This is a genomic window from Acidovorax sp. FG48, assembly GCF_057809085.1.
Genome location: NZ_JBMDJH010000002.1, coordinates 68,853 through 88,637, shown reverse-complemented (window position 1 = coordinate 88,637; position 19,785 = coordinate 68,853). Strand labels below are relative to the sequence as shown.

Here is a 19,785-nt window from a genome sequence, read left to right as displayed (position 1 = left end):
GGGCACACAGCACTTTCACCATGCTGTGTACTGTTGCCACCCCTCGCCACATTGCGTGGCCCCAGCTCCAAGACAGCAGGGGCAACGTAATGCGGCGAGAGCGCCGAACCATATTAGGGGGGAACGCGGCAAAACTCCAACACTGAAGTGCCAAGGCTGCAACCCATCGCGATCCACTGCAAAGCGCAAGGGCCACGCCCCAAACAAAAAGCCCCCGAACCCATCAAGGATCGGGGGCATCAACATGTCACCGGCCGCCCCGTGTGGGTGGCAGCGCTGTGCGGTCTTACATGTTGTCGATCATGACCTGTCCGAACCCGGAACAACTCACTTGGGTGGCGCCTTCCATCAGGCGGGCAAAGTCGTAGGTCACCTTCTTGGATGCGATCGACTTCTCCAGCGAGCTGATGATCAGGTCGGCGGCCGCTGTCCAGCCCATGTGGCGCAGCATCATCTCGGCCGAGAGAATCTCGGAGCCGGGGTTCACGTAGTCCTTGCCCGCGTACTTGGGCGCGGTGCCGTGGGTGGCTTCAAAACAGGCCACCGAGTCGGACATATTGGCGCCAGGGGCAATGCCGATGCCGCCCACCTGTGCCGCCAGCGCGTCGGAGATGTAGTCACCATTCAGGTTCAGCGTGGCCACGACCGAATACTCGGCCGGGCGCAGCAGGATCTGTTGCAGGAAGGCATCGGCGATGCTGTCCTTGATGGTGATTTCCTTGCCGTTCTTGGGGTTCTTGAGGCGGCACCAAGGGCCGCCGTCGATGAGCTCAGCACCGAACTCTTTCTGCGCCAGGGCATATGCCCAGTCGCGGAAGCCGCCTTCGGTGTACTTCATGATGTTGCCCTTGTGCACGATGGTCACGCTGGGCTTGTCGTTGTCGATGGCGTACTGGATGGCCTTGCGCACCAGGCGCTCCGTGCCTTCGATGGACACGGGCTTCACGCCCAGACCAGACGTGTTGGGGAAGCGGATCTTCTTGACCCCCATCTCGTCCTGCAGGAACTTGATGAGCTTCTTGGCCTTGTCCGACTCGGCTTCAAATTCGATGCCGGCGTAGATATCTTCCGAGTTCTCGCGGAAGATGACCATGTTGGTCTTTTCAGGTTCCTTCAGCGGCGAGGGCACGCCCTTGAAATACTGCACGGGGCGCAGGCACACATACAGGTCCAGCTCCTGGCGCAGCGCCACGTTCAACGAGCGGATGCCACCGCCCACGGGCGTGGTCAGCGGGCCCTTGATGGAGACCACGTACTCGCGCAGCACCTGCAGGGTTTCGTCGGGCAGCCACACATCGGGGCCATAGACCTTGGTGGACTTTTCGCCCGCGTACACCTCCATCCAGTGGATCTTCTTTTTGCCGCCATAGGCCTTGGCCACGGCTGCGTCCACCACCTTGATCATGACGGGGGTGATGTCCAGGCCCGTGCCGTCGCCTTCGATGAAGGGAATGATGGGCTCGTCCGGCACATTCAGGGACATGTCGGCGTTGACGGTGATTTTCTGGCCTTCGGCAGGCACCACGATGTGCTGGTAGGTGGTCATGGGTGGGGAGTCTCCGGTATGCGCCGAGTCTGATTCGGTCGATGAGGGGCAAAGCGAGGAAAAGAGGCACCGCCACAGGCGTGGCAGTGTGGTTTCGAACCATTCTAATGACAAAAAATTTCGTCGAAGACCCTGTCAACGGGCCGCGCGCTGCTATCGTTGCGAGTGGAGCCGTACGGAATTCGTCCGGCCCTTCAACCTTCGTTCACACTGGAAACGGCATATATGAAAAAACTCCTCGCTGTCCTCGTGGCCGGTCTGTTCACTGCTGGTGCTTTTGCACAGGCACCCGCAGCCGCCCCTGCCACCACCACTCCTGCAGCCGCTCCCATGACGGCCCAGGCAGCAGCTCCGGCCACCAAGAAGGTCGCCAAGAAAAAGACCCACAAAAAGGTCGCCAAGAAGAAAACCGCCCACAAGGCCGCCTGAACCAGCTTTGCAAGGCCTGACGTACCCGCCACCGGGCCCCCAGGCCTTCGCTGATTTAAAACCGCCCGCTCCTGCGGGCGTTTTCTTTGGTGACGCAGACGCCCTGCGCACAGCCTGAACTTTTCGCGACCGCTGCAGTCCGTCTCTGGCGCAGTTGCCGCACTTCGTGTTGTCTTTTTTTGCCAGAAAGCCCCGCCCATGACCGCCTCACGCGCCCTCCCAGCCTTCCCGCTCGCCGCCCTGCGCGGGGCGACCGGTGTTCCAAGCCGCGCCCGCCGCGCCGTCGGGGCCTGGGGGGTTTGGCTTGCGGCATGTGCACTGGCCGCGCCCGTTGGGGTCGCCCAAGCGCAGGAAGGCCCCCAGATGAACCTGCGGCGCGTGGAGCTGACCGCTGGCATGCACCGCATCGATGTCCAGGTCGCCCTCACCCCGCAGGAGCGCCAGACGGGCCTGATGTACCGCAAGGAAATGCCCGCGCACGAGGGCATGCTGTTTGTGTTTGAGCAGCCCTCGCAGCAGTGCTTCTGGATGAAGAACACCTTGCTGCCGCTCACGGCAGCCTTCATTGCCGATGACGGCACCATCGTGAACCTGGAGGACATGAAGCCCCAGACGCTGGATTCGCACTGTTCGGCCAAGCCCGTGCGCTACGTGCTGGAGATGAACCAAGGCTGGTTTGCCAAGAAGGGCATCAAGGCGGGGGCGAAACTCGGCGGAACTCCGTTTGCACGGCAGTAATGCACGCGGCTGCTGACGCTATATTTTCAATAGCGGCACAGGCATGATTCACTAGCGCATCCAGCCGAAAAGACTTCAACTTTTCTGTGGAGCAATAAAAAACGGCCCATGGGCCGTTTTTTGTTGTCAGTGCGATGTGGACAGAGCTCCACACCGCGACTGCCTGGAGCGATCAGGCGAAGTTGGCTTCAGCAAACTTCCAGTTCACCAGCTTGTCGAGGAAGGTCTCGACGAACTTGGGGCGCATGTTGCGGTAGTCGATGTAGTACGCGTGTTCCCACACGTCCACCGTCAACAGGGCCTTGTCAGCGGTGGTCAGGGGCGTGCCGGCGGCGCCGGTGTTCACGATGTCCACGCTACCGTCGGCCTTCTTCACCAGCCAGGTCCAGCCCGAACCGAAGTTGCCCACGGCGGACTTCACAAAGGCTTCCTTGAAGGCGGCGTAGCTGCCCCACTTGGCATTGATGGCTGCGGCCAGCGCGCCCGAGGGCTCACCGCCACCTTGGGGAGCCATGCAGTTCCAGAAGAAGGTGTGGTTCCAGATTTGCGCAGCGTTGTTGTAGATGCCGCCGCTCGACTTCTTGACGATCTCTTCGAGCGTCATGGATTCGAACTCGGTGCCCTTTTGCAGGTTGTTGAGGTTCACCACGTAGGCGTTGTGGTGCTTGCCGTGGTGGTACTCCAGGGTTTCCTGGCTGTAGTGCGGGGCCAGGGCGTCGATGGCGTAGGGCAGCGGGGGAAGGGTGTGTTCCATGGTGGTGTTTCCTCGTGGTTTGAAATTCTGGGATGCCGTCTGCAACGCGGGCTTTCCTGAGCAATGCAGTCGGACACAGCGCGAAGGGGGCATTGTAGGAACATCAGGTGACCTGTGCAGCATGTGGGCTCCTGGATTCCGCCCGCAGCGCCACAAACCGCCCATGTCCTACAGGCGGGCTGCCGGCCGCCCACCGCCCTGCACGATCCGGTTACAAAAGCCGGGGCTGCGACACCGTCACATCCACAGCCCCATCGGCCAGCGTGGCCCGCAGTGCGTCGCCCGGCTGGGCCTGGCGGATACTGGTGACAGCCTGGCCGCTGGTGTCGGTCAGCAGCGCATAACCGCGCTGCAGCACCAGGCGCGGGTCCAGCAATTCCAGTCGCAGGGCGGCACGCTCCAGCCGCTCGGCGTTCTGCGCCACGCTGCGTTGCAGAGTCTGGGGCAATTGGGCCTCCAGCGCTTGTTGGCGCTGCGCCAGGCGCTGCATGTTCAGGAGCACCCCGTGGCGCATGCGCTGCGCAAGGCGCGCCAGTTGCAACTGCTGGCGCGCCACCAGGCCCGAGGGGCGTCCCAGGCGGGCGGCGGCCTGGTCAAGGCGCTGGTGACGGGTATCGAGCTGGCGCTGCACACCATCGCTGAGGCGGCCTGCGAGCAAATCCAGCGCTCCCAGCCAGACCTCGCGCGGCTGGGCCACCAGTTCAGCCGCCGCCGTGGGCGTGGGAGCGCGCAGGTCGGCGCAAAAGTCGGCGATGGTGAAATCCGTCTCGTGCCCCACCCCGCTGACCAGGGGCACCGGGCTTTGCACGATGGTGCGGGCCAGTTGCTCGTCGTTGAAGGCCCACAGGTCCTCGATGGAGCCGCCTCCCCGCACCAGCAGAATGACGTCAATGGGCGGATTAGGATTCGAATCACCCCCTTGCGCCCGCCCCGCTTGCGCCAGCAGATACAGTTTTGATAGCGCCGCAATGATCGACGGCGGGGCGGCCACACCCTGCACCTGCGCGGGCACCAGCACCACCGGAATGTGCGGCACCCGGCGGCGCAACGCCGTCACCACATCGTGCAACGCAGCCGCACCCGCCGAGGTGACCAGGCCAATGCCGCGCGGCTGCAGCGGCAGCGGGCGCTTGCGCGCCGTGTCGAACAGGCCTTCGGCGTCGAGCTGTGCCTTGAGGCGCAGGAACTGCTCGAACAGCGCGCCCTGCCCCGCACGCTGCATGCTCTCCACGATGAACTGCAGATCGCCCCGCGCCTCGTACACCCCGAGGCGGCCACGCACTTCCACCAATTCGCCATCGCGCGGCGAAAAGTCAAGCAGCGTGGCTGCGCGGCGGAACATGGCGCAGCGCAACTGTCCGTTGGCGTCCTTGATTGAAAAATAACAATGACCGCTGGACGCGCGCGAGAAGCCCGTGATCTCGCCGCGCACCGCGACAGGATTGAAGCGCGCCTCCAGCGCGTCAGCAATGGCGCGGCATAGCGCGCCAACTTCCCAGATTCGGGGCGCCGCTGCTGGGCTTGAGCGGTCAAACATGAGAAATGGCGCGCGTTGGCGTGGCGCCCCCCATGCAAGTACTCCACAGTTTCGGGCCAGCGGGAGCTGCCTTCAAACCAGACATCCCAATCGGCCGCAAAACACGAGAACACGTGCAAGTTGTTGATTTATATATGTTTTTCATTGCACAATTTTTCATCAATCTGTTGCAAGCACGGCGTGGAGCCACTTTGCGGGGCTGCGGATGTGGGTTGCCCACAAAGTTATCCACAGTTTTTGTGGGTGAGCGCAGCGAGGGGAAGTCTGCGCGATAACGTAACGGTTTGTGACGCAGTGGCCGCCATAAGCTGGGCCATAATCGCCGATTGCTTTCATCTGCGCGGAGAGAGATTTGCTGTCCATCATACAAGCCGCAGGCTGGCCCATCTGGCCCCTGATCGCGTGTTCCGTCCTGGGACTGGCACTGATTTTTGAACGTTTTCTGGCCCTGAAAACGGCCCGCGTGGCCCCCCCCAAACTTCTCGACGAAGCCATCACGGTGTCGTCCAAGGCCCTGCCCACCCCCGACGTGGTGAACCAGCTGGCCCAGAACTCGGCCCTGGGCGAAGTGCTGGCCAGCGGTCTGCGCACCCTCAACAGCAACCCCCAGTGCAGCGAAACCGACCTGCGCGCCGCGATGGAAGGTACGGGCCGCGCAGTGGCTCACCGGCTGGAGAAGTACCTGTCGGCCCTGGCCACCATCGCCTCGGCCGCGCCGCTGCTGGGCCTGCTGGGCACCGTCATCGGCATGATCGAGATCTTTGGTTCGCAAGCCGGCGGCGGCGGTGTGGGCCAGGCCATGGGCGGTGGCAACCCGGCACAGTTGGCACACGGCATTTCGATCGCGCTCTACAACACGGCGTTCGGCCTGATCGTGGCCATCCCCTCCCTGATCTTCTGGCGCTACTTCCGGGCCCGCGTGGACGCGTATCTGCTCACGCTGGAACTGGCATCGGAGCAGTTCGTTCGCCACATCCTGCGCCTGCGCAAAGCCAAATAAGCGCCATGAACTTTCGCCCCCGCGCCAAGGATGAGCCCGAGATCAACCTGATCCCGTTCATCGACGTGCTGCTGGTGATCCTCATCTTTCTGATGCTCACCACCACCTACAGCAAGTTCACGGAGCTGCAGCTCACCCTGCCCGTGGCCGATGCCGAGCAACAGCGCGACCACCCCAAGGAAGTGATCGTGTCGGTGGCCGCAGACGGCCGCTACGCCGTCAACAAGACCGGCGTGGAAGGCAAGAGCGTGGATGCCATCGCCCAGGCGCTGCGCACCGCCGCCACCGCAGGCCGCGACAGCGTAGTCATCATCAGCGCCGACGCCATGTCGCCGCACCAGTCCGTGGTCACCGTGATGGAGGCCGCGCGCCGCGTGGGCCTCACGCAGATCACGTTCGCCACGCAATCGTCCACGTCGGGCCGCGCGGCCAGCCGCTGACGGGCATGGCCGCTTCAGGGCCGCAGCCGCCCCGGGCTTCGGCCCCGCAAGCCCCTCCGCCCTCCTCTGCCACGGCCGAACAGCGGCTGCAGAACATCTGGCAGTCCCGGGGTCCAGCGGCGTGGGCGCTCTGGCCCGTCTCTCTCATGTATGGCGCCTTGGTGGCCCTGCGCCGCTGGCTGTACCGCCGGGGCTGGCTTCGGTCCGAGCACCCGGGCCGCCCTGTCATCGTGGTGGGCAATGTGATTGCCGGAGGCGCCGGTAAGACCCCGGTGGTCATCGCACTCGTCAAACACCTGCAGGCGCGTGGTCTGCGCCCGGGCGTGATCTCGCGCGGCTACGGTCGCAGCACACATGACTGCCGTGCCGTGCAACCCGACAGCCCTGCCAGCGAGGTGGGCGACGAGCCGGCCTTGATTGCCCGCAGCGTAGCGGGGGGCGGCACGGTGCCCGTGTTTGTGGCCCCACGGCGCATCACCGCCGCACGCGCGTTGCTGGCAGCCCAACCCGATACCGATGTGATCGTCTGCGATGACGGCTTGCAGCACCTCGCACTGCGGCGGGACCTGGAGGTCTGCATCTTCAACGACCAAGGCATCGGCAACGGCTTTCTGCTGCCCGCAGGCCCGCTGCGGGAGCCCTGGCCCCGCCCCGTGGACATGGTGCTGCATGCAGGCAGCGCACCGCCGCGCGGCACCACAGCGCTGGCATTTGCCCTCCAACGCAGCCTGGCGCCCTATGCCGTGCAATCGGACGGCCACCACGTGCCACTGGCACAACTGCAAGGGCAGCCCCTGCATGCGGTGGCCGCTGTGGCCCGACCCGCCGAGTTCTTTGCCATGTTGCGCACCCAGCGCCTGACGCTGGAGCACACCGAGGCCTTACCCGATCACTATGATTTTTATAGCTGGCAGCGCATATCCGACCAGCGCTTACGGCTTATTTGCACCGAAAAGGACGCCGTCAAGCTCTGGACGCGCCATCCGGACGCTCTGGCCGTGCCGCTGGCCACGCAGCTGGACCCGCGCTTTTTTGTTGCCCTGGATGACTGGCTGAACCAGATCAATCCCAGCCCAGGAGGCAAGAAGCCGCCGCTATCATCTGCCCCTGCCTGAACGAACCCACCCGGAAAGCCTCTCCCCCATGGACCCCAAACTGCTTGAACTGCTGGTCTGCCCCGTCACCAAAGGCCCTTTGACGTATGACCGCGAGGCTCAGGAACTCCTCTCGCGCAGCGCGCGGCTGGCCTACCCGGTGCGCGACGGAATCCCGGTGCTGCTGGAGAACGAAGCCCGCCCCCTGACCGACGAGGAACTGGAGCAGTGAGCGCCCCCGTAGTCCCCGCAGCCAACAACCCCTTTACCGTGCTGATACCGGCACGCATGGCGTCGAGCCGCTTGCCCGACAAGCCCCTGGCCGACATTGCGGGCCTGCCCATGGTGGTGCGCGTGGCCCAGCGTGCTGCGCAGAGCGCCGCAGTCCGCGTGGTGGTGGCTGCAGACGACGCCCGCATCCTGCAAGCCAGCGCAGCCCATGGTGTGGATGCCGTCATGACCCGCGCCGACCACGCCAGCGGCAGTGACCGGCTGGCCGAGGCCTGCACACAACTGGGGCTGCAGGGCGACGACATCGTTGTCAACGTGCAGGGCGACGAACCGCTGATAGACCCCGCACTCATCAACGCCGTGGCCGCCCTTCTGCAAGACCACGGTGGGCAGCGACCCGAAGCCAGCATGGGCACCGCCGCCCATGCCATCGCGTCCCTGGCCGACTACACCAACCCCAACGTGGTGAAGGTGGTGCTGGACGCGCGGGGCCTGGCCCATTACTTCAGCCGCGCGCCCATCCCTTTTGGGCGCGACCATGCTGGCACGGCCTGGTGGCAGGGTGCAGCACAGGCCGCCCAGCCCGGCGTGAAGGCACTGCAAGGCTTCGCACCGCTACGCCACGTGGGCATCTACAGCTATCGCGCGGGGTTTCTGCGGGAGTTTCCACAACTGGCGCCTGCGCCGACCGAGGCCATCGAGGCGCTGGAACAGCTCCGTGCACTGTGGCACGGCCATCGCATCGCCGTTCACCTGGCAGACGCGGCGCCGGGCCCTGGCGTGGACACCCCAGAGGACCTGGAGCGTGTCCGCGCACTGTTTCGCTGACAGTTTTCAGGCGCCAACGATCCGCATTGGCGTGCATGTTGGATGCATCCGGGGTCGCACAGATGACCCTTGCGGCGCTCGCATGGAGGCACCGACCTAGAAACGGCCACCCATGTAAGTCCGCGCAAGGTGGTCACATGCTATCCTCAACTGTAACGAGAGCACCGCATCCCGGGCGCACAGAACGGCTACAGGCGCCCTTCGAACGTCCCCGCCAGCGGCGCCACCCGATTTCTAACCTTCGAGGACATCCATGAGACTGATTCTGTTGGGCGCGCCTGGCGCCGGAAAGGGCACGCAAGCCACATTCATCTGCCAGAAGTACGGCATCCCCCAGATCTCCACCGGCGACATGCTGCGTGCCGCCGTCAAGGCTGGCACCCCCTTGGGCCTGCAGGCCAAGGCCGTGATGGACTCGGGCGCCCTGGTCAGCGACGACATCATCATCGGTCTCGTCAAGGAGCGCATCACGCAGCCAGACTGCGCCAACGGCTTCCTGTTTGACGGCTTCCCCCGCACCATTCCCCAGGCCGACGCCATGAAGGCAGCTGGCGTCAAGCTCGACTACGTGCTCGAAATCGATGTGCCCTTTGACGCCATCATCGAACGCATGAGCGGCCGCCGCTCGCACCCGGCCAGCGGCCGGACCTACCACGTCAAGTTCAACCCACCCAAGGTCGAAGGCAAGGATGACGTGACCGGCGAAGAACTGATCCAGCGCGAAGACGACAAGGAAGAAACCGTCAAGAAGCGCCTGCAGGTCTACAGCGACCAGACGCGCCCCCTGGTGGATTACTACAGCAACTGGGCCAAGGCTGAACCCGCCGCAGCGCCCAAGTACCGCGCCATCAGTGGTACGGGCAGCGTGGACGAGATCACCGCACGCGCGCTGCAGGCGCTGGCCAGCTGATGCAATGAACCAAGGGCCAAGATCCGCCTGACGCACGTTGGGCGCTCAAGGCTCCTGAAAGCGACGCACTGCACCAGGGCGTCGCTTTTTTCATGGGCCACCCTGCCGCACGGTGGCCGCGACAGCCGCCCGCTGCGGGCACATGCCTGGGCTCAGGCGGGGCTGGATCGCAGGCCGTAGGCCTTGCCGTCCACAAACAGGTATTCGGCGCGCAGCACTGCCTCGCCCTTTTCGTCCCGCAGGCCAAAGCCCACCACCGACACGGCCGTATCCGGCTTGATCTCTGGCACCTGCCAGGCCTGCATACGAGTCAACGGAGCCAGCTCAACCTCCCAGACCCGGTCCTTGCGGGTGGGCAGCACGGTTTTGGCCAGTAGTGCGCGTCCGTCCACCGGCGCGGTCTGCGCAGGCACAGGCCGCTGGGCAAGATCTGGAGGCAACCGGAGCGCAGCGGGCAATTCCAGCTCCAGCTCTGCATGCGGGTTTTGCCACCGCACTTTGCGCGCCGTGCCCTCCACATACAGCGGTCGGTCCGCATCAAAACTGCTCCAGCCGTGATGCGCGTGTGCCCCCAAAGGCAAGGCACTCGCGGCGATCAGCACATGACGACGTTGCAAGCCCATAAAGACTCCCGTAGGAATAAAACCCGGTTCAAGGGGCCATATCAAAGGTACGCAATCCAGCGGCCACAGACCACCACCAACAGCCAGATCACAGTGGACACCAGCATCTGCACGCGAGCCAACCCGTCCAGGCGTGCAAGCGAACCGCGTGCATGAAACCACGCCGCGTTGCAGCCCGCAAGCATTAACAACAGCATCTTCAAGGTAAAAGCGCGGCTGCTGAGCAGCTCCGCAGACTGGGCGGCAAACATCAGCAGCCCCGACGCTGCGGCCAATCCGAAGCCGCACAGCGCCACAGTGAGACTCAGCCGCGCGAGGTCCTTCACCGGCAATGCCGCACCACGTCCGAAAACCCGCAACTCCAGCAGCAGCAGATTGCCCAGCAGCAACGCAATACCGATGATGTGGACGACCTCCAGCGCGGGGTAAGCCCAGGCGTGTGTCTTGAGTGCGGTGAACACGGCTGCCGGCCCTTTTTAGATCAATGCATCCGCAGCAAATCCAGCATCAGGGCAACCCGCGCCTTCACCGGCGACAGGCCTTGCGAGGCGGGAAGCACATCACCCGGCTTGGGCAGCACCTGCCCCTCCGCGCAGCGGGTGGAGCGCACCACCCGCACTCCGGCGTTCTGCGCGCGCACCAAAGCAGCCTCCAGATCGTGGTGGATCGTGCCATTGCCGGTGCAGGCCACCACCAGGCCCTGCACGCCCTCTCGCACCAGCGCATCCACCGCCCTGCCCGATGCCCCCGCATGGTTCATGACGATTTCCACCCACGGCCAAGTCGCAGCGCTCACTATATTATTCATAGCACCATCGACATTATTTACCGGCACTACTGGGCTATTGCATGCCCAACGGACCACACACTCTTCCACCCACCCCAGAGGTCCAGCATCCCCCGAGCTGAAGGCATTGACGCGGTAGGGATGCACTTTTTGCACATGCCGTGCGCCATGCACTTCACCCGCCGCAACAGCCAGCACACCTGTGGCACCTGGCGCCAATACCGTTGCCACCGCGTCCAGCAGGTTCTGGGGGCCATCGGGGGTCAAGGCTGTGGCAGGCCGCATCGCGCAGGTCAGCACCACGGGTTTGGCGGCGTCCAGCACTTCGTGCAAGAACCACGCCGTTTCTTCCAGGGTGTCCGTACCATGGGTGATGACCAACCCCTTCACCTCCGGGTCATTCAGGTGGTGGGCGCACCGCAATGCCAGCGTGCGCCACACCTCGCCATCCATGTCCTTGCTGTCGATCTGCGCTACTTGCTCTGCAACCAAGGCGCCCCCTGCCAGAGCCTGCAGACCTGGCACAGCCGTCAGCATTTGCTCCACGCCCACCTGCGCGGCGGTGTAGCCAATGTTGTCCCCCGCTTGGGCCGAGGTGCCCGCAATCGTGCCACCGGTGCCCAAAACCACAATTTTTTGCCCACTCACTTGCATACTCCGAAAAACTGGTGAAAAATACAGTTACTGGATTAAAAAACAGTTGTTCATCACTGTAACCGCCCGCACCGGAAACCACCATGCTCGACAACCCCAAACTCACCGCCCGCCAGCAGCAGATTCTGGATCTCATCCAGACCGCTATCGCACGCACCGGCGCGCCTCCCACCCGCGCAGAAATCGCGGCCGAGCTGGGTTTCAAGTCAGCCAATGCGGCAGAAGAACACCTTCAGGCTCTTGCCCGTAAAGGGGTGATCGAGCTGGTCAGCGGCACCTCTCGGGGTATCCGCCTGCGCGGCGACACGGTGCGCTCCATCAACGCCGCGCGCGGCAGCCAGTTCAGCCTGCCCATCCCGGGCCTGTCGCAACTGGTCTTGCCTTTGGTAGGCCGGGTGGCTGCGGGGTCGCCCATTCTCGCGCAGGAACATGTAGACCAGACCTACAGCGTAGAAAACAGCCTCTTCCAGCACAAGCCCGATTACCTGCTCAAGGTGCGGGGCATGTCCATGCGTGACGCGGGCATCATGGATGGCGATTTGCTGGCCGTTCAGTCCACCCGCGAAGCCCGCAACGGCCAGATCATCGTCGCCCGCCTGGGTGACGACGTCACTGTCAAGCGCCTTCGCCGCACCGCCAACGCCATTGAGTTGTTGCCTGAGAACCCCGACTATCCCGTGATCGTGGTGCAGCCAGGTGAGCCCTTTGAGATAGAAGGCCTGGCAGTGGGCCTTATCCGCAACACCATGCTGATGTAGCACGCGCTCAGGGGCCGCACCGTGGGTGGCGGGCGTTTGGTGGACAGATTCTGATCGGTACACCAGCCCTGCGATGCGGATCCCGTTGAGTGCCAACAACTCCCAGGCAATGTGTGATGAATCGGCGGAGCAGTTGCCTGCACCGCAGGGGATGGTCTCGCGCTGCTTTTGGGTGTTCTGGTACTCAGCCACGTTGCAATCCTGCCTATGTTCAACCCCCGACTTTCGGAGTTTTCACATGGGAATTGCTTTGTTCACCCTTTCTGCCCTGCAGAGCCCTGTTCGCAGCCTCAAAAAGCTGTTTGCGAGTGCGGAGCTAGCGTCTGCAGACAAGACGACCCTACCGGCGCAAGCAGAGACAAGAGAGCTCACTGAATTTGGGAGTGCATCGCCGTTTATTTCCCAAAGACGGGCTGCAGACGTTGCAACACTTCATCGTGCTGAACAGCACCAAGGACAACGCGCTCCTCGCGGGAACTGGCCTTTTACGGCCAAACCACCTGCACGAGCGCCAGAAAGCCCTGCCCGTTTGCCCGACACGCAGCGCTCTTTTCTGCCAACGCACATGGCCGGCAGCAAACGGCAAGCTTTCCTATCAGCGGTGGGTACGGCTTCCTGCGGCCCACGAACAACCAAAGTGCTGCGCCGGGCTTCTGACGCCGCAGGTACCGGACGCCTGGTGATTGCAGGCCGCATGGCAGATGTCTGCGCAGAGCTGGACCGCTTGGCGGCATCCGAGGCTCTCAGGGCCTGATTTGCTGGACATTGGGGGGCTAAGGTGGCAAGCGCTCTTTGATATTCCTCACTGTGGCGGCCTTCCCTTCAGACTACGGAGCTACAGCCGATGAGGTGGTGCCAGGATTGCACCCACAGCCCCGAGGCTGGTGCTGAGCCTTACCAAATCTTGATCGACACCAAACACGGAGGCCCACCTGCGCCAATCGTGCGGTCGTGCGGTCGTGCGGTCGTGCGGTCGTGCGGAGTGATAAGGCCATTTCTGTTCTGGTATCTCCGCAGCACTCCGTCACCAAAAACTGGGGGCTTTGGCATGCCCACAGGGCTTGGGTGGTTCTTCTCCGCGCCCACCAAGGCACAATGTCGGGATGAACATTGTGATCCTCGACGATTACCAGGATGCAGTGCGCAAGCTGCATTGCGCATCGCGGCTCGACGCATACACCGCCAAGGTCTACACCAACACGGTCAAGGGGCTGGGGCAGCTTTCGGTGCGGCTCAAAGATGCAGACATCATCGTGCTGATCCGTGAACGGACCCAGATCACGCGCCAATTGGTCGAGAAGCTCCCTCGGCTCAAGCTCATTGCACAAACCGGCAAGATTGGCAGCCACATTGATGTGGCGGCATGTACCGAGCGCGGCATTGCCGTGGCAGAGGGGGTTGGGTCCCCGGTGGCACCGGCTGAGCTGACCTGGGCCCTGGTGATGGCCTCCATGCGCCGACTGCCCCAGTACATCTCCAATCTCAAGCATGGCGCCTGGCAGCAGTCAGGTCTCAAGACCGCCTCGATGCCCGCCAACTTCGGGATCGGCAATGTGCTGAGGGGCAAGACCCTGGGCATCTGGGGCTATGGCCGCATTGGACAACTGGTGGCCGGGTACGGGCGCGCTTTTGGTATGAACGTGCGCGTCTGGGGCCGTGAAGCATCGCGCGCGCAGGCGCTGACGGACGGCTACCAGGCAGCAGCCACGCGGGAAGAGTTCTTCTCGCAATGCGACGTGATCTCTTTGCACCTGCGCCTGAACGACGAGACGCGGGGCATCATCTCGCTCGAAGATCTCTCGTGCATGAAGCCAACTTCGCTGCTGGTCAATACATCACGCGCAGAATTGATCGAGCCAGACGCGCTGATCGCAGCCCTCAACCGAGGGCGCCCAGGCTTGGCCGCGGTGGATGTGTTCGAGAGCGAACCTATCCTGCAAGGGCACGCCCTGCTCCGTCTCGAAAACTGCATTTGCACGCCACATATTGGGTACGTGGAACAGGACAGCTATGAGCTCTACTTTGGTGCAGCTTTTGACAACGTGGTGAATTTCATCAAAGGCACACCCACCAACATCGTGAACCCAGGCTCACTACAGGTGAGGCGCTAGCGGCTGTCGGTCATCCACCAGCTCCAATTACGCGACTGGCTGCACCTCTGACCCGTCCTGAATAGCGTTGACACCCAGGACGGTTAAATACTCCAGCCGGACTATCCGGCCAATGACGCCCGATGCACTGCATCGGGCGTTTGCATTTTCAGCGACAGATGCGGTCGCTCGCAGTTATAGATGTCGACTGACTGCTCGACCACGCGTCTGGCCTGCCCCAGATCGGCGGGGCGCTGCAGCAAGAACTCACTCTTCAAGATGCCATTGACCCGCTCGGCCAGCGCGTTCTGGTAGCAGTCGTAGCCGTCCGTCATCGAGCAGATCACGCCGTGGCGCTTGTGCAGGGCCTGGTAGTACGTCGCGCAGTACTGGATACCCCTGTCGGAGTGGTGCACCAACTGTCGGCTGCTCTGTCGCCCCGAGAGCGCCATCTTCATGGCCTGCGCCACCTCTTCGGTCTGCAGGCTCTCATGCACGTGCCAGCCGACGATCTTCCTGGAATACGCATCCGTGACCAGGCTCAGATAGACGAACTTGCCGTGTGTGGGCAAGTAGGTGATGTCAGCCACCCAGACCTGCTCGCTGCCGCTGGCGTGGATCTGTTGCGGCCCTACCTTGAGAAGGTTCGGATGGCGCCTGAAGCGGTGGTGACTGTCTGTTGTCTTGTGATACGCCCGCCGAGGTGCCACCAGCAGCCTGGCATTGCGCAGGACGTCGAACATTGCATCGCGGCCCAAGTCGATGCCTCGGCGCTGTAGCGGCTCCTGCAATAAGTGGTGCAGCTTGCGCGTGCCTATGCGTGGTTGGCGCATGCGCTGCTCGCGTACCAACTCCACCACCGTCTGCGCATTCGCCAAGCGATCGGCCTCGCGGCGCCTACCCTGGTAGTACGCCTGACGGCTGTGGCCCATATGCTGGCAAGCCCTCTTCACGCTCAACCCTGCGATGAGGTTTTGCGCGAGGACTTGCCCAAAGGCTTTTTTACGATGCGCACCCCATAGTCCTTGCGCAGCACGTCGATGACGGCTTCGAACAGCCCGGCCTTCTCCTGCGCCTGTGCGAGCTGCACCTGCAGCGCCTTGATCTGCTGCTCGGGCGTGAGAGCACCAGTGTTCTTCTTGTCTATCGGCATGGCTGCAGATGATGCCGCAGGACTCCAGCCCAGGCGACCGTGCTTGCGCAGCCAGACCAGAACCGTCGAGCGACCCTGGATGCCGTAGTGCTGCTGCGCCTGTTTGTACGTGAGCTCGCCTTTTTCCACCTGCTCCACCACCGCCAACTTAAAGGCCAGTGTGTAGTCGCGCTGCGTGCGTTTGACACTTGATTCCATGACACATACCCTTTTTGAAAGGTCCTCGTGTCAACGCCAGGCAGGACGGGTCACCCACAACAAAAAGGCTTCCCGAAGGAAGCCTTTTTGTTGTCTGCAAGGCACCCGCAATGCCCCGCAGCGGGAAGCCACACTCCAATTACAGAGGTACCTTCTTGCCATCCTTATAAATGTACAAGGAGATGGAAGGATTCTTCATTTCACCATTGGGCTCGAATTGAATGGTTGAAGTGACACCCTTGAAGTTCGACTTGGCGAGTTCCGCCGTGTAGACCTTCGGATCCACAGAGTTGGCGCGCTTCATGGCATCCACAATAAGGAATGTAGCGTCATAGGTGTAGGGGCTATAAACCTGAAACTGTCCAGGGTACTTGGCATCGTACTTGGCCTTCCAAGCCTTTCCGCCGGGCATCTTGTCCAGCGAAGATCCACCCTCCGCACAAATCACATTACCTAATGTTTTGGCACCCGCGACGAGCTGAATAATTTCCTGGGTGCAAATCCCATCACCGCCGAAATACTTGACATTATTCATACCCAACTGCTCCATCTGGCGAAGCATGGGCGCAGCTTGAGGGTGCATACCACCGAAGAAGATAGCATCAGGGTTCTTGGCCTTGATGGCAGTCAAGATTGCCATGAAGTCAGTGGCCTTGTCGGTGGTGAACTGCTCGTCCACTACCTTCATGCCCTTTGCGGCGGCAGTCTTCTTGAACACTTCAGCAACACCCTGACCGTACGCAGTACGGTCGTCGACCACAGCCACGGTCTTGAGCTTCAGGGTATCCACAGCGTAGAAAGCCAAGCCAGCGCCCAACGCATTGTCGTTGGCGATGATGCGGAAGGTGGTCTTGTAGCCAGGCTTGGTCAGGTTAGGGTTGGTGGCTGCGCCAGTGACGTGGGGAATGCCACAGTCGTTATACACCTTAGATGCGGGAATCGTGGTACCAGAATTCAGGTGACCGATTACACCCGCCACCTTGGAGTCGCAAAGCTTTTGCGCTGCAGCAGTGCCTTGCTTTGGATCAGCAGCGTCATCTTCCGCCATCAGTTCAAACTTGATCTTCTTACCCCCGATGGTCACACCCTGGGCATTCAGTTCTTCGATGGCCATGCGAGCGCCATTTTCATTGTCTTTGCCGTAGGAGGCTTGCGCGCCCGACATAGGAGCAACGTGACCGAGCTTGACCACTTGTTCTTGTGCAGCGGCCATGGTGGAAATCGCCGCGATAGCAGCAACCACGGTCAGTTTCAACTTCAATTGCATATCAAATCTCCAGTAAAGATAAACGCTGAGCATGTTGTTGTGTCTCAACGCAGGCGAACATATCGCAATTTACGGGCCAGATCATTAGGGAACACGATTAAACGCGAGAGAAACCACAGGGGAATACCCTGTCATCCCTTTGGCGCAGGCAGCGCACCGCTGGCCAACTCGTCAGCCACGGCTTCATACACCGCATGCCGGACCACTGATTCGATCTCTTCGCGCAGGCGTGGCAGTACCGAACGCGTCTGCTCCTGCACCACTGTGGCGATTGCCTCGCGAAGGCGCTGATCGAGCACCACATCCACACGCTGCATGACGCGGTGCACCATGTATTCCTCCATCCCTTCGGGCAAAGCGCGGGCTGCAACAGGCGCGGACACTGGTGGCATCCCTACGGAAGTGGCAGCAGCGAAGGTTGATGGGCGTTGCTGGGCAGATGAAGACACAGCGCGCGACGCTTGAGGAGAAACCACCGGTGGTGGCGCAACCAAGGGCGGAGCGACAGGACGCGCCACAGCGACTGGCGCACTGCCTTGTTGCATCGGAGCAGGCCGCACTGCGGGCGGAGCTGCCTTTGCCAGCGCAGCCGACTGCGATGGAGAAAGAACTGTCGTACGCGCTGCTGGATTGGTAGCGCCCGACGCCGGGGCTGCGGCGTCGGGCACTTGCACCACTTCGGTGAGCGTGGGCACGAACCGCGGAGGGGTCTTGGGGGGGAGCGCCATCAGCCCGCTTTCAGCACCAGATCATGACGGGTAATGGCATAGCCACGGGACGCGTAATGGCGCCATCGCGTGCGCGCCTGGGCACGGTCGGCTTCGTCCTCGGCACTCACGACTTCCACCAGGCGGTCAAACCGGCCAAAACCCTCTGGCACTTCCGCATGAAGATTCAGCAAGACTTCGTGGTGCGGCGCCAAGCGTGCATCTTGCGCCAGCAATACCGGCGAAGCCTGAACGAGATCCTCGTCAGCATCGGCGTGGCAATGAGCCACAAAGTCCTGGGGGGCCATCAACCAGAGCATGCGGTCCAGCGTCTGGAGCGCGTCCGCCGGCGCTGCGATGACCAGGCGAGCTCCGCTACGCTGCACCTTGCGCGCAAACCGGCATGCATACGCCAGCTTGTCGGGCGCATTGAAGTGAAAGGCCACCTCGGTCATGGCACAGTCAAGCAGACTTGCTGCCAGCGGGCCGCTTAGCAGCAGGCTTTCGGGCAGTGCCCGTAGCCGCCTTGCTGGTCGCAGAGCGCGACGTGGACTTGGGGGCCTTTGCCGTACGGACCGGCGACCTAGACTGTTCGAGCACATAGTGCACCAGCAGCCCCACGGGCCGGCCTGTAGAACCCTTGGCCGCCCCACCTTTCCACGCGGTGCCTGCAATGTCCAGATGCGCCCACGGCATGTCGCCCACGAACTTTTGCAAGAACTTGGCTGCAGTGATGGAACCGCCCGCACGGCCAGCCACATTGCCCATGTCGGCAAAGTTGCTCTTGAGGCCATCCGCATAGTCGTCATCCAGGGGCATGCGCCAGCAAAGGTCTTGCGCGGCTTCGCCGGCCGCCTGCAAAGACTCCGCCAGATCATCGTTGTTGGCGAACAGGCCGCTGCGCACGCCGCCCAGCGCGATCACGCAGGCACCCGTCAGTGTGGCGATATCCACCACCGCGGCAGGCTTGAATCGCGCTGCATAGGTCAACGCATCACACAACACCAGGCGCCCTTCTGCATCGGTGTTCAAAATCTCGATGGTTTGGCCGCTCATGCTGGTGACCACATCACCCGGCTTAACGGCGCGCCCGTCCGGCATGTTTTCGCAGGCGGGGATCAGGCCCACCACATTGATGGCAGGCTGCAGTTCGCCCAGCGCGCGGAAGGTGCCCAGCACGCTGGCAGCGCCGCACATGTCGAATTTCATCTCGTCCATCTCGGGCGCGGGCTTGATCGAGATGCCGCCGGTGTCAAAGGTGATGCCCTTGCCCACCAGCACGATGGGTGCCTGGTCCTTGGCAGCGCCGTTGTAGCGCAGCTCGATGAAACGCAGGGGCTCTTCAGAGCCCTTTGCCACAGCCATGAAGGCGCCCATGCCCAGACGCGCCACCTCTGCCGGGCCATGGACCTTGCACTGGATGCGTGGCAGCTTGGCCAGGGTTTTGGCCGCATCCGCCAGCTGGCTGGGGGTGGCATGGTTGGCTGGGCGGTTGCCCCACTCCCTCGCAAACTCCACACCAGCGACCAGAGCGACCCCGCTGTCAAACCCGTCATGCGCACCGGCGGCATCGGGCACACCCACCACACAGCGACTCAGGCTGCGTGCCTCCGCCTTGGTCTTGGTGGTGGTGTAGACATAGCTCACGTCTGCCACCGCCTGCACGGCAGCGCTGACAGACGCCGCCGAGGCTGCGCCGGCAAAACACAGCACCACGCGCTTGGTCTGGGGCGCCTTGATGGCACCACCCAGTGCCTGCAGCGCCTGGCGCGTTGCGCGCGCCGATCCATCGCCCAACCCCACCAGCACCACGCGGCGGGCTGCAACGGCAGGCACCTGGTACAGCTGCAGGTGTTTGCCTGCTTTGGTGGTCAGATCTCCGTTCTTGAGCGCCAAGGCCGCCAGGGCAGACAGCGCGTCCTTGCCTGGCTTGAAGCCCTCAGGAAGCAGGACGATCAGCAGGTCGCATTTCTCCGAAGCTGCCGCAGCAAGTTCAAGGGTCTTGAGATCAAAGTTCATAATTGGTGTTTTCCTTCCAGCC

The 19,785-nt window shown here is 62.7% G+C and carries 21 protein-coding genes; 10 read left to right on the top strand and 11 right to left on the bottom strand.

The features are described 5' to 3' along the window. Positions 1–286 precede the first annotated feature (286 nt). Entirely contained in the window at positions 287–1,546 is a 1,260-nt protein-coding gene (gene icd, locus ACODSU_RS03375) for an NADP-dependent isocitrate dehydrogenase (protein ID WP_015014237.1), read from the bottom strand. 225 nt (positions 1,547–1,771) lie between these two features. Here icd and ACODSU_RS03370 point away from each other — a divergent pair, with 225 nt between their 5' ends. After that, positions 1,772–1,975, top strand: a complete 204-nt coding sequence (locus ACODSU_RS03370) for a hypothetical protein (RefSeq protein ID WP_015014238.1) — start codon at positions 1,772–1,774, stop codon at positions 1,973–1,975. Positions 1,976–2,173: 198 nt separating this feature from the next. After that, positions 2,174–2,713: a DUF192 domain-containing protein gene (locus ACODSU_RS03365; protein WP_488840083.1), complete on the top strand. Its 540-nt coding sequence runs from the start codon at positions 2,174–2,176 to the stop codon at positions 2,711–2,713. Between the two features lie 172 nt (positions 2,714–2,885). On the opposite strand, the gene ACODSU_RS03360 is transcribed toward ACODSU_RS03365, so the two are convergent. Further along, a complete protein-coding gene (locus ACODSU_RS03360; protein WP_015014240.1) occupies positions 2,886–3,467 on the bottom strand; it encodes a superoxide dismutase in 582 nt (193 codons plus the stop codon). 211 nt (positions 3,468–3,678) lie between these two features. After that, complete coding sequence (xseA, locus tag ACODSU_RS03355) at positions 3,679–5,004, bottom strand: exodeoxyribonuclease VII large subunit (RefSeq protein ID WP_488840081.1); 1,326 nt, start codon at positions 5,002–5,004, stop codon at positions 3,679–3,681. Between the two features lie 352 nt (positions 5,005–5,356). On the opposite strand from xseA, the gene ACODSU_RS03350 reads away from it, so the two are divergent. From ACODSU_RS03350 to adk, 6 genes are all read left to right on the top strand, one after another. Further along, positions 5,357–6,004: a MotA/TolQ/ExbB proton channel family protein gene (locus ACODSU_RS03350; RefSeq protein WP_056062406.1), complete on the top strand. Its 648-nt coding sequence runs from the start codon at positions 5,357–5,359 to the stop codon at positions 6,002–6,004. 5 nt (positions 6,005–6,009) lie between these two features. Further along, on the top strand, positions 6,010–6,444 hold the full coding sequence (locus ACODSU_RS03345) for an ExbD/TolR family protein (RefSeq protein WP_488840079.1): 435 nt from the start codon (positions 6,010–6,012) through the stop codon (positions 6,442–6,444). A gap of 5 nt (positions 6,445–6,449) precedes the next feature. Next, on the top strand, positions 6,450–7,559 hold the full coding sequence (gene lpxK / locus ACODSU_RS03340; protein ID WP_488840078.1) for a tetraacyldisaccharide 4'-kinase: 1,110 nt from the start codon (positions 6,450–6,452) through the stop codon (positions 7,557–7,559). A 28-nt stretch (positions 7,560–7,587) separates the two neighbouring features. Then, the gene (locus ACODSU_RS03335; protein ID WP_488840076.1) at positions 7,588–7,770 is read left to right on the top strand and encodes a Trm112 family protein; all 183 of its coding nucleotides are present in this window, start codon (positions 7,588–7,590) and stop codon (positions 7,768–7,770) included. Next, complete coding sequence (kdsB, locus tag ACODSU_RS03330; RefSeq protein ID WP_488840074.1) at positions 7,767–8,597, top strand: 3-deoxy-manno-octulosonate cytidylyltransferase; 831 nt, start codon at positions 7,767–7,769, stop codon at positions 8,595–8,597. Before ACODSU_RS03335 ends, kdsB begins: the two co-directional genes overlap by 4 nt. Before the next feature lie 253 nt (positions 8,598–8,850). Beyond that, complete coding sequence (adk, locus tag ACODSU_RS03325) at positions 8,851–9,507, top strand: adenylate kinase (protein WP_015014247.1); 657 nt, start codon at positions 8,851–8,853, stop codon at positions 9,505–9,507. A 152-nt stretch (positions 9,508–9,659) separates the two neighbouring features. On the opposite strand, the gene ACODSU_RS03320 is transcribed toward adk, so the two are convergent. The 3 genes from ACODSU_RS03320 to ACODSU_RS03310 are packed head-to-tail and all read right to left on the bottom strand — an operon-like array spanning position 9,660 to position 11,571. After that, complete coding sequence (locus tag ACODSU_RS03320; protein WP_488840073.1) at positions 9,660–10,130, bottom strand: DUF6152 family protein; 471 nt, start codon at positions 10,128–10,130, stop codon at positions 9,660–9,662. A 41-nt stretch (positions 10,131–10,171) separates the two neighbouring features. Beyond that, positions 10,172–10,591: a hypothetical protein gene (locus ACODSU_RS03315; RefSeq protein WP_488840071.1), complete on the bottom strand. Its 420-nt coding sequence runs from the start codon at positions 10,589–10,591 to the stop codon at positions 10,172–10,174. Positions 10,592–10,611: 20 nt separating this feature from the next. Next, a complete protein-coding gene (locus ACODSU_RS03310) occupies positions 10,612–11,571 on the bottom strand; it encodes an asparaginase (RefSeq protein ID WP_488840069.1) in 960 nt (319 codons plus the stop codon). Between the two features lie 83 nt (positions 11,572–11,654). On the opposite strand from ACODSU_RS03310, the gene lexA reads away from it, so the two are divergent. Beyond that, positions 11,655–12,329 carry a transcriptional repressor LexA gene (gene lexA / locus ACODSU_RS03305; protein ID WP_110958782.1) on the top strand — a complete coding sequence of 225 codons (675 nt, stop codon included), beginning with the start codon at positions 11,655–11,657 and terminating at the stop codon, positions 12,327–12,329. 1,103 nt (positions 12,330–13,432) lie between these two features. After that, a complete protein-coding gene (locus ACODSU_RS03300) occupies positions 13,433–14,440 on the top strand; it encodes a D-2-hydroxyacid dehydrogenase family protein (RefSeq protein WP_015014252.1) in 1,008 nt (335 codons plus the stop codon). 101 nt (positions 14,441–14,541) lie between these two features. Here ACODSU_RS03300 and ACODSU_RS03295 read toward each other — a convergent pair. The 5 genes from ACODSU_RS03295 to ACODSU_RS03275 all read right to left on the bottom strand — a co-directional run bounded on the left by ACODSU_RS03295 (position 14,542) and on the right by ACODSU_RS03275 (position 19,763). Beyond that, a protein-coding gene (locus ACODSU_RS03295) for an IS3 family transposase (protein WP_488840067.1) occupies positions 14,542–15,770 on the bottom strand; the annotation gives its coding sequence in 2 pieces (ribosomal slippage) (positions 14,542–15,425 and positions 15,425–15,770; 1,230 coding nt in all). 139 nt (positions 15,771–15,909) lie between these two features. Continuing rightward, positions 15,910–17,037, bottom strand: coding sequence for a branched-chain amino acid ABC transporter substrate-binding protein (locus ACODSU_RS03290; RefSeq protein WP_291472880.1), 1,128 nt, complete (start codon positions 17,035–17,037; stop codon positions 15,910–15,912). Between the two features lie 131 nt (positions 17,038–17,168). Continuing rightward, complete coding sequence (locus ACODSU_RS03285; protein WP_488840064.1) at positions 17,169–17,369, bottom strand: hypothetical protein; 201 nt, start codon at positions 17,367–17,369, stop codon at positions 17,169–17,171. A 395-nt stretch (positions 17,370–17,764) separates the two neighbouring features. After that, positions 17,765–18,199: a DNA polymerase III subunit chi gene (locus ACODSU_RS03280; RefSeq protein ID WP_488840062.1), complete on the bottom strand. Its 435-nt coding sequence runs from the start codon at positions 18,197–18,199 to the stop codon at positions 17,765–17,767. Between the two features lie 7 nt (positions 18,200–18,206). Continuing rightward, positions 18,207–19,763 carry a leucyl aminopeptidase gene (locus ACODSU_RS03275; protein WP_488840060.1) on the bottom strand — a complete coding sequence of 519 codons (1,557 nt, stop codon included), beginning with the start codon at positions 19,761–19,763 and terminating at the stop codon, positions 18,207–18,209. Between the last annotated feature and the right edge of the window lie 22 nt (positions 19,764–19,785).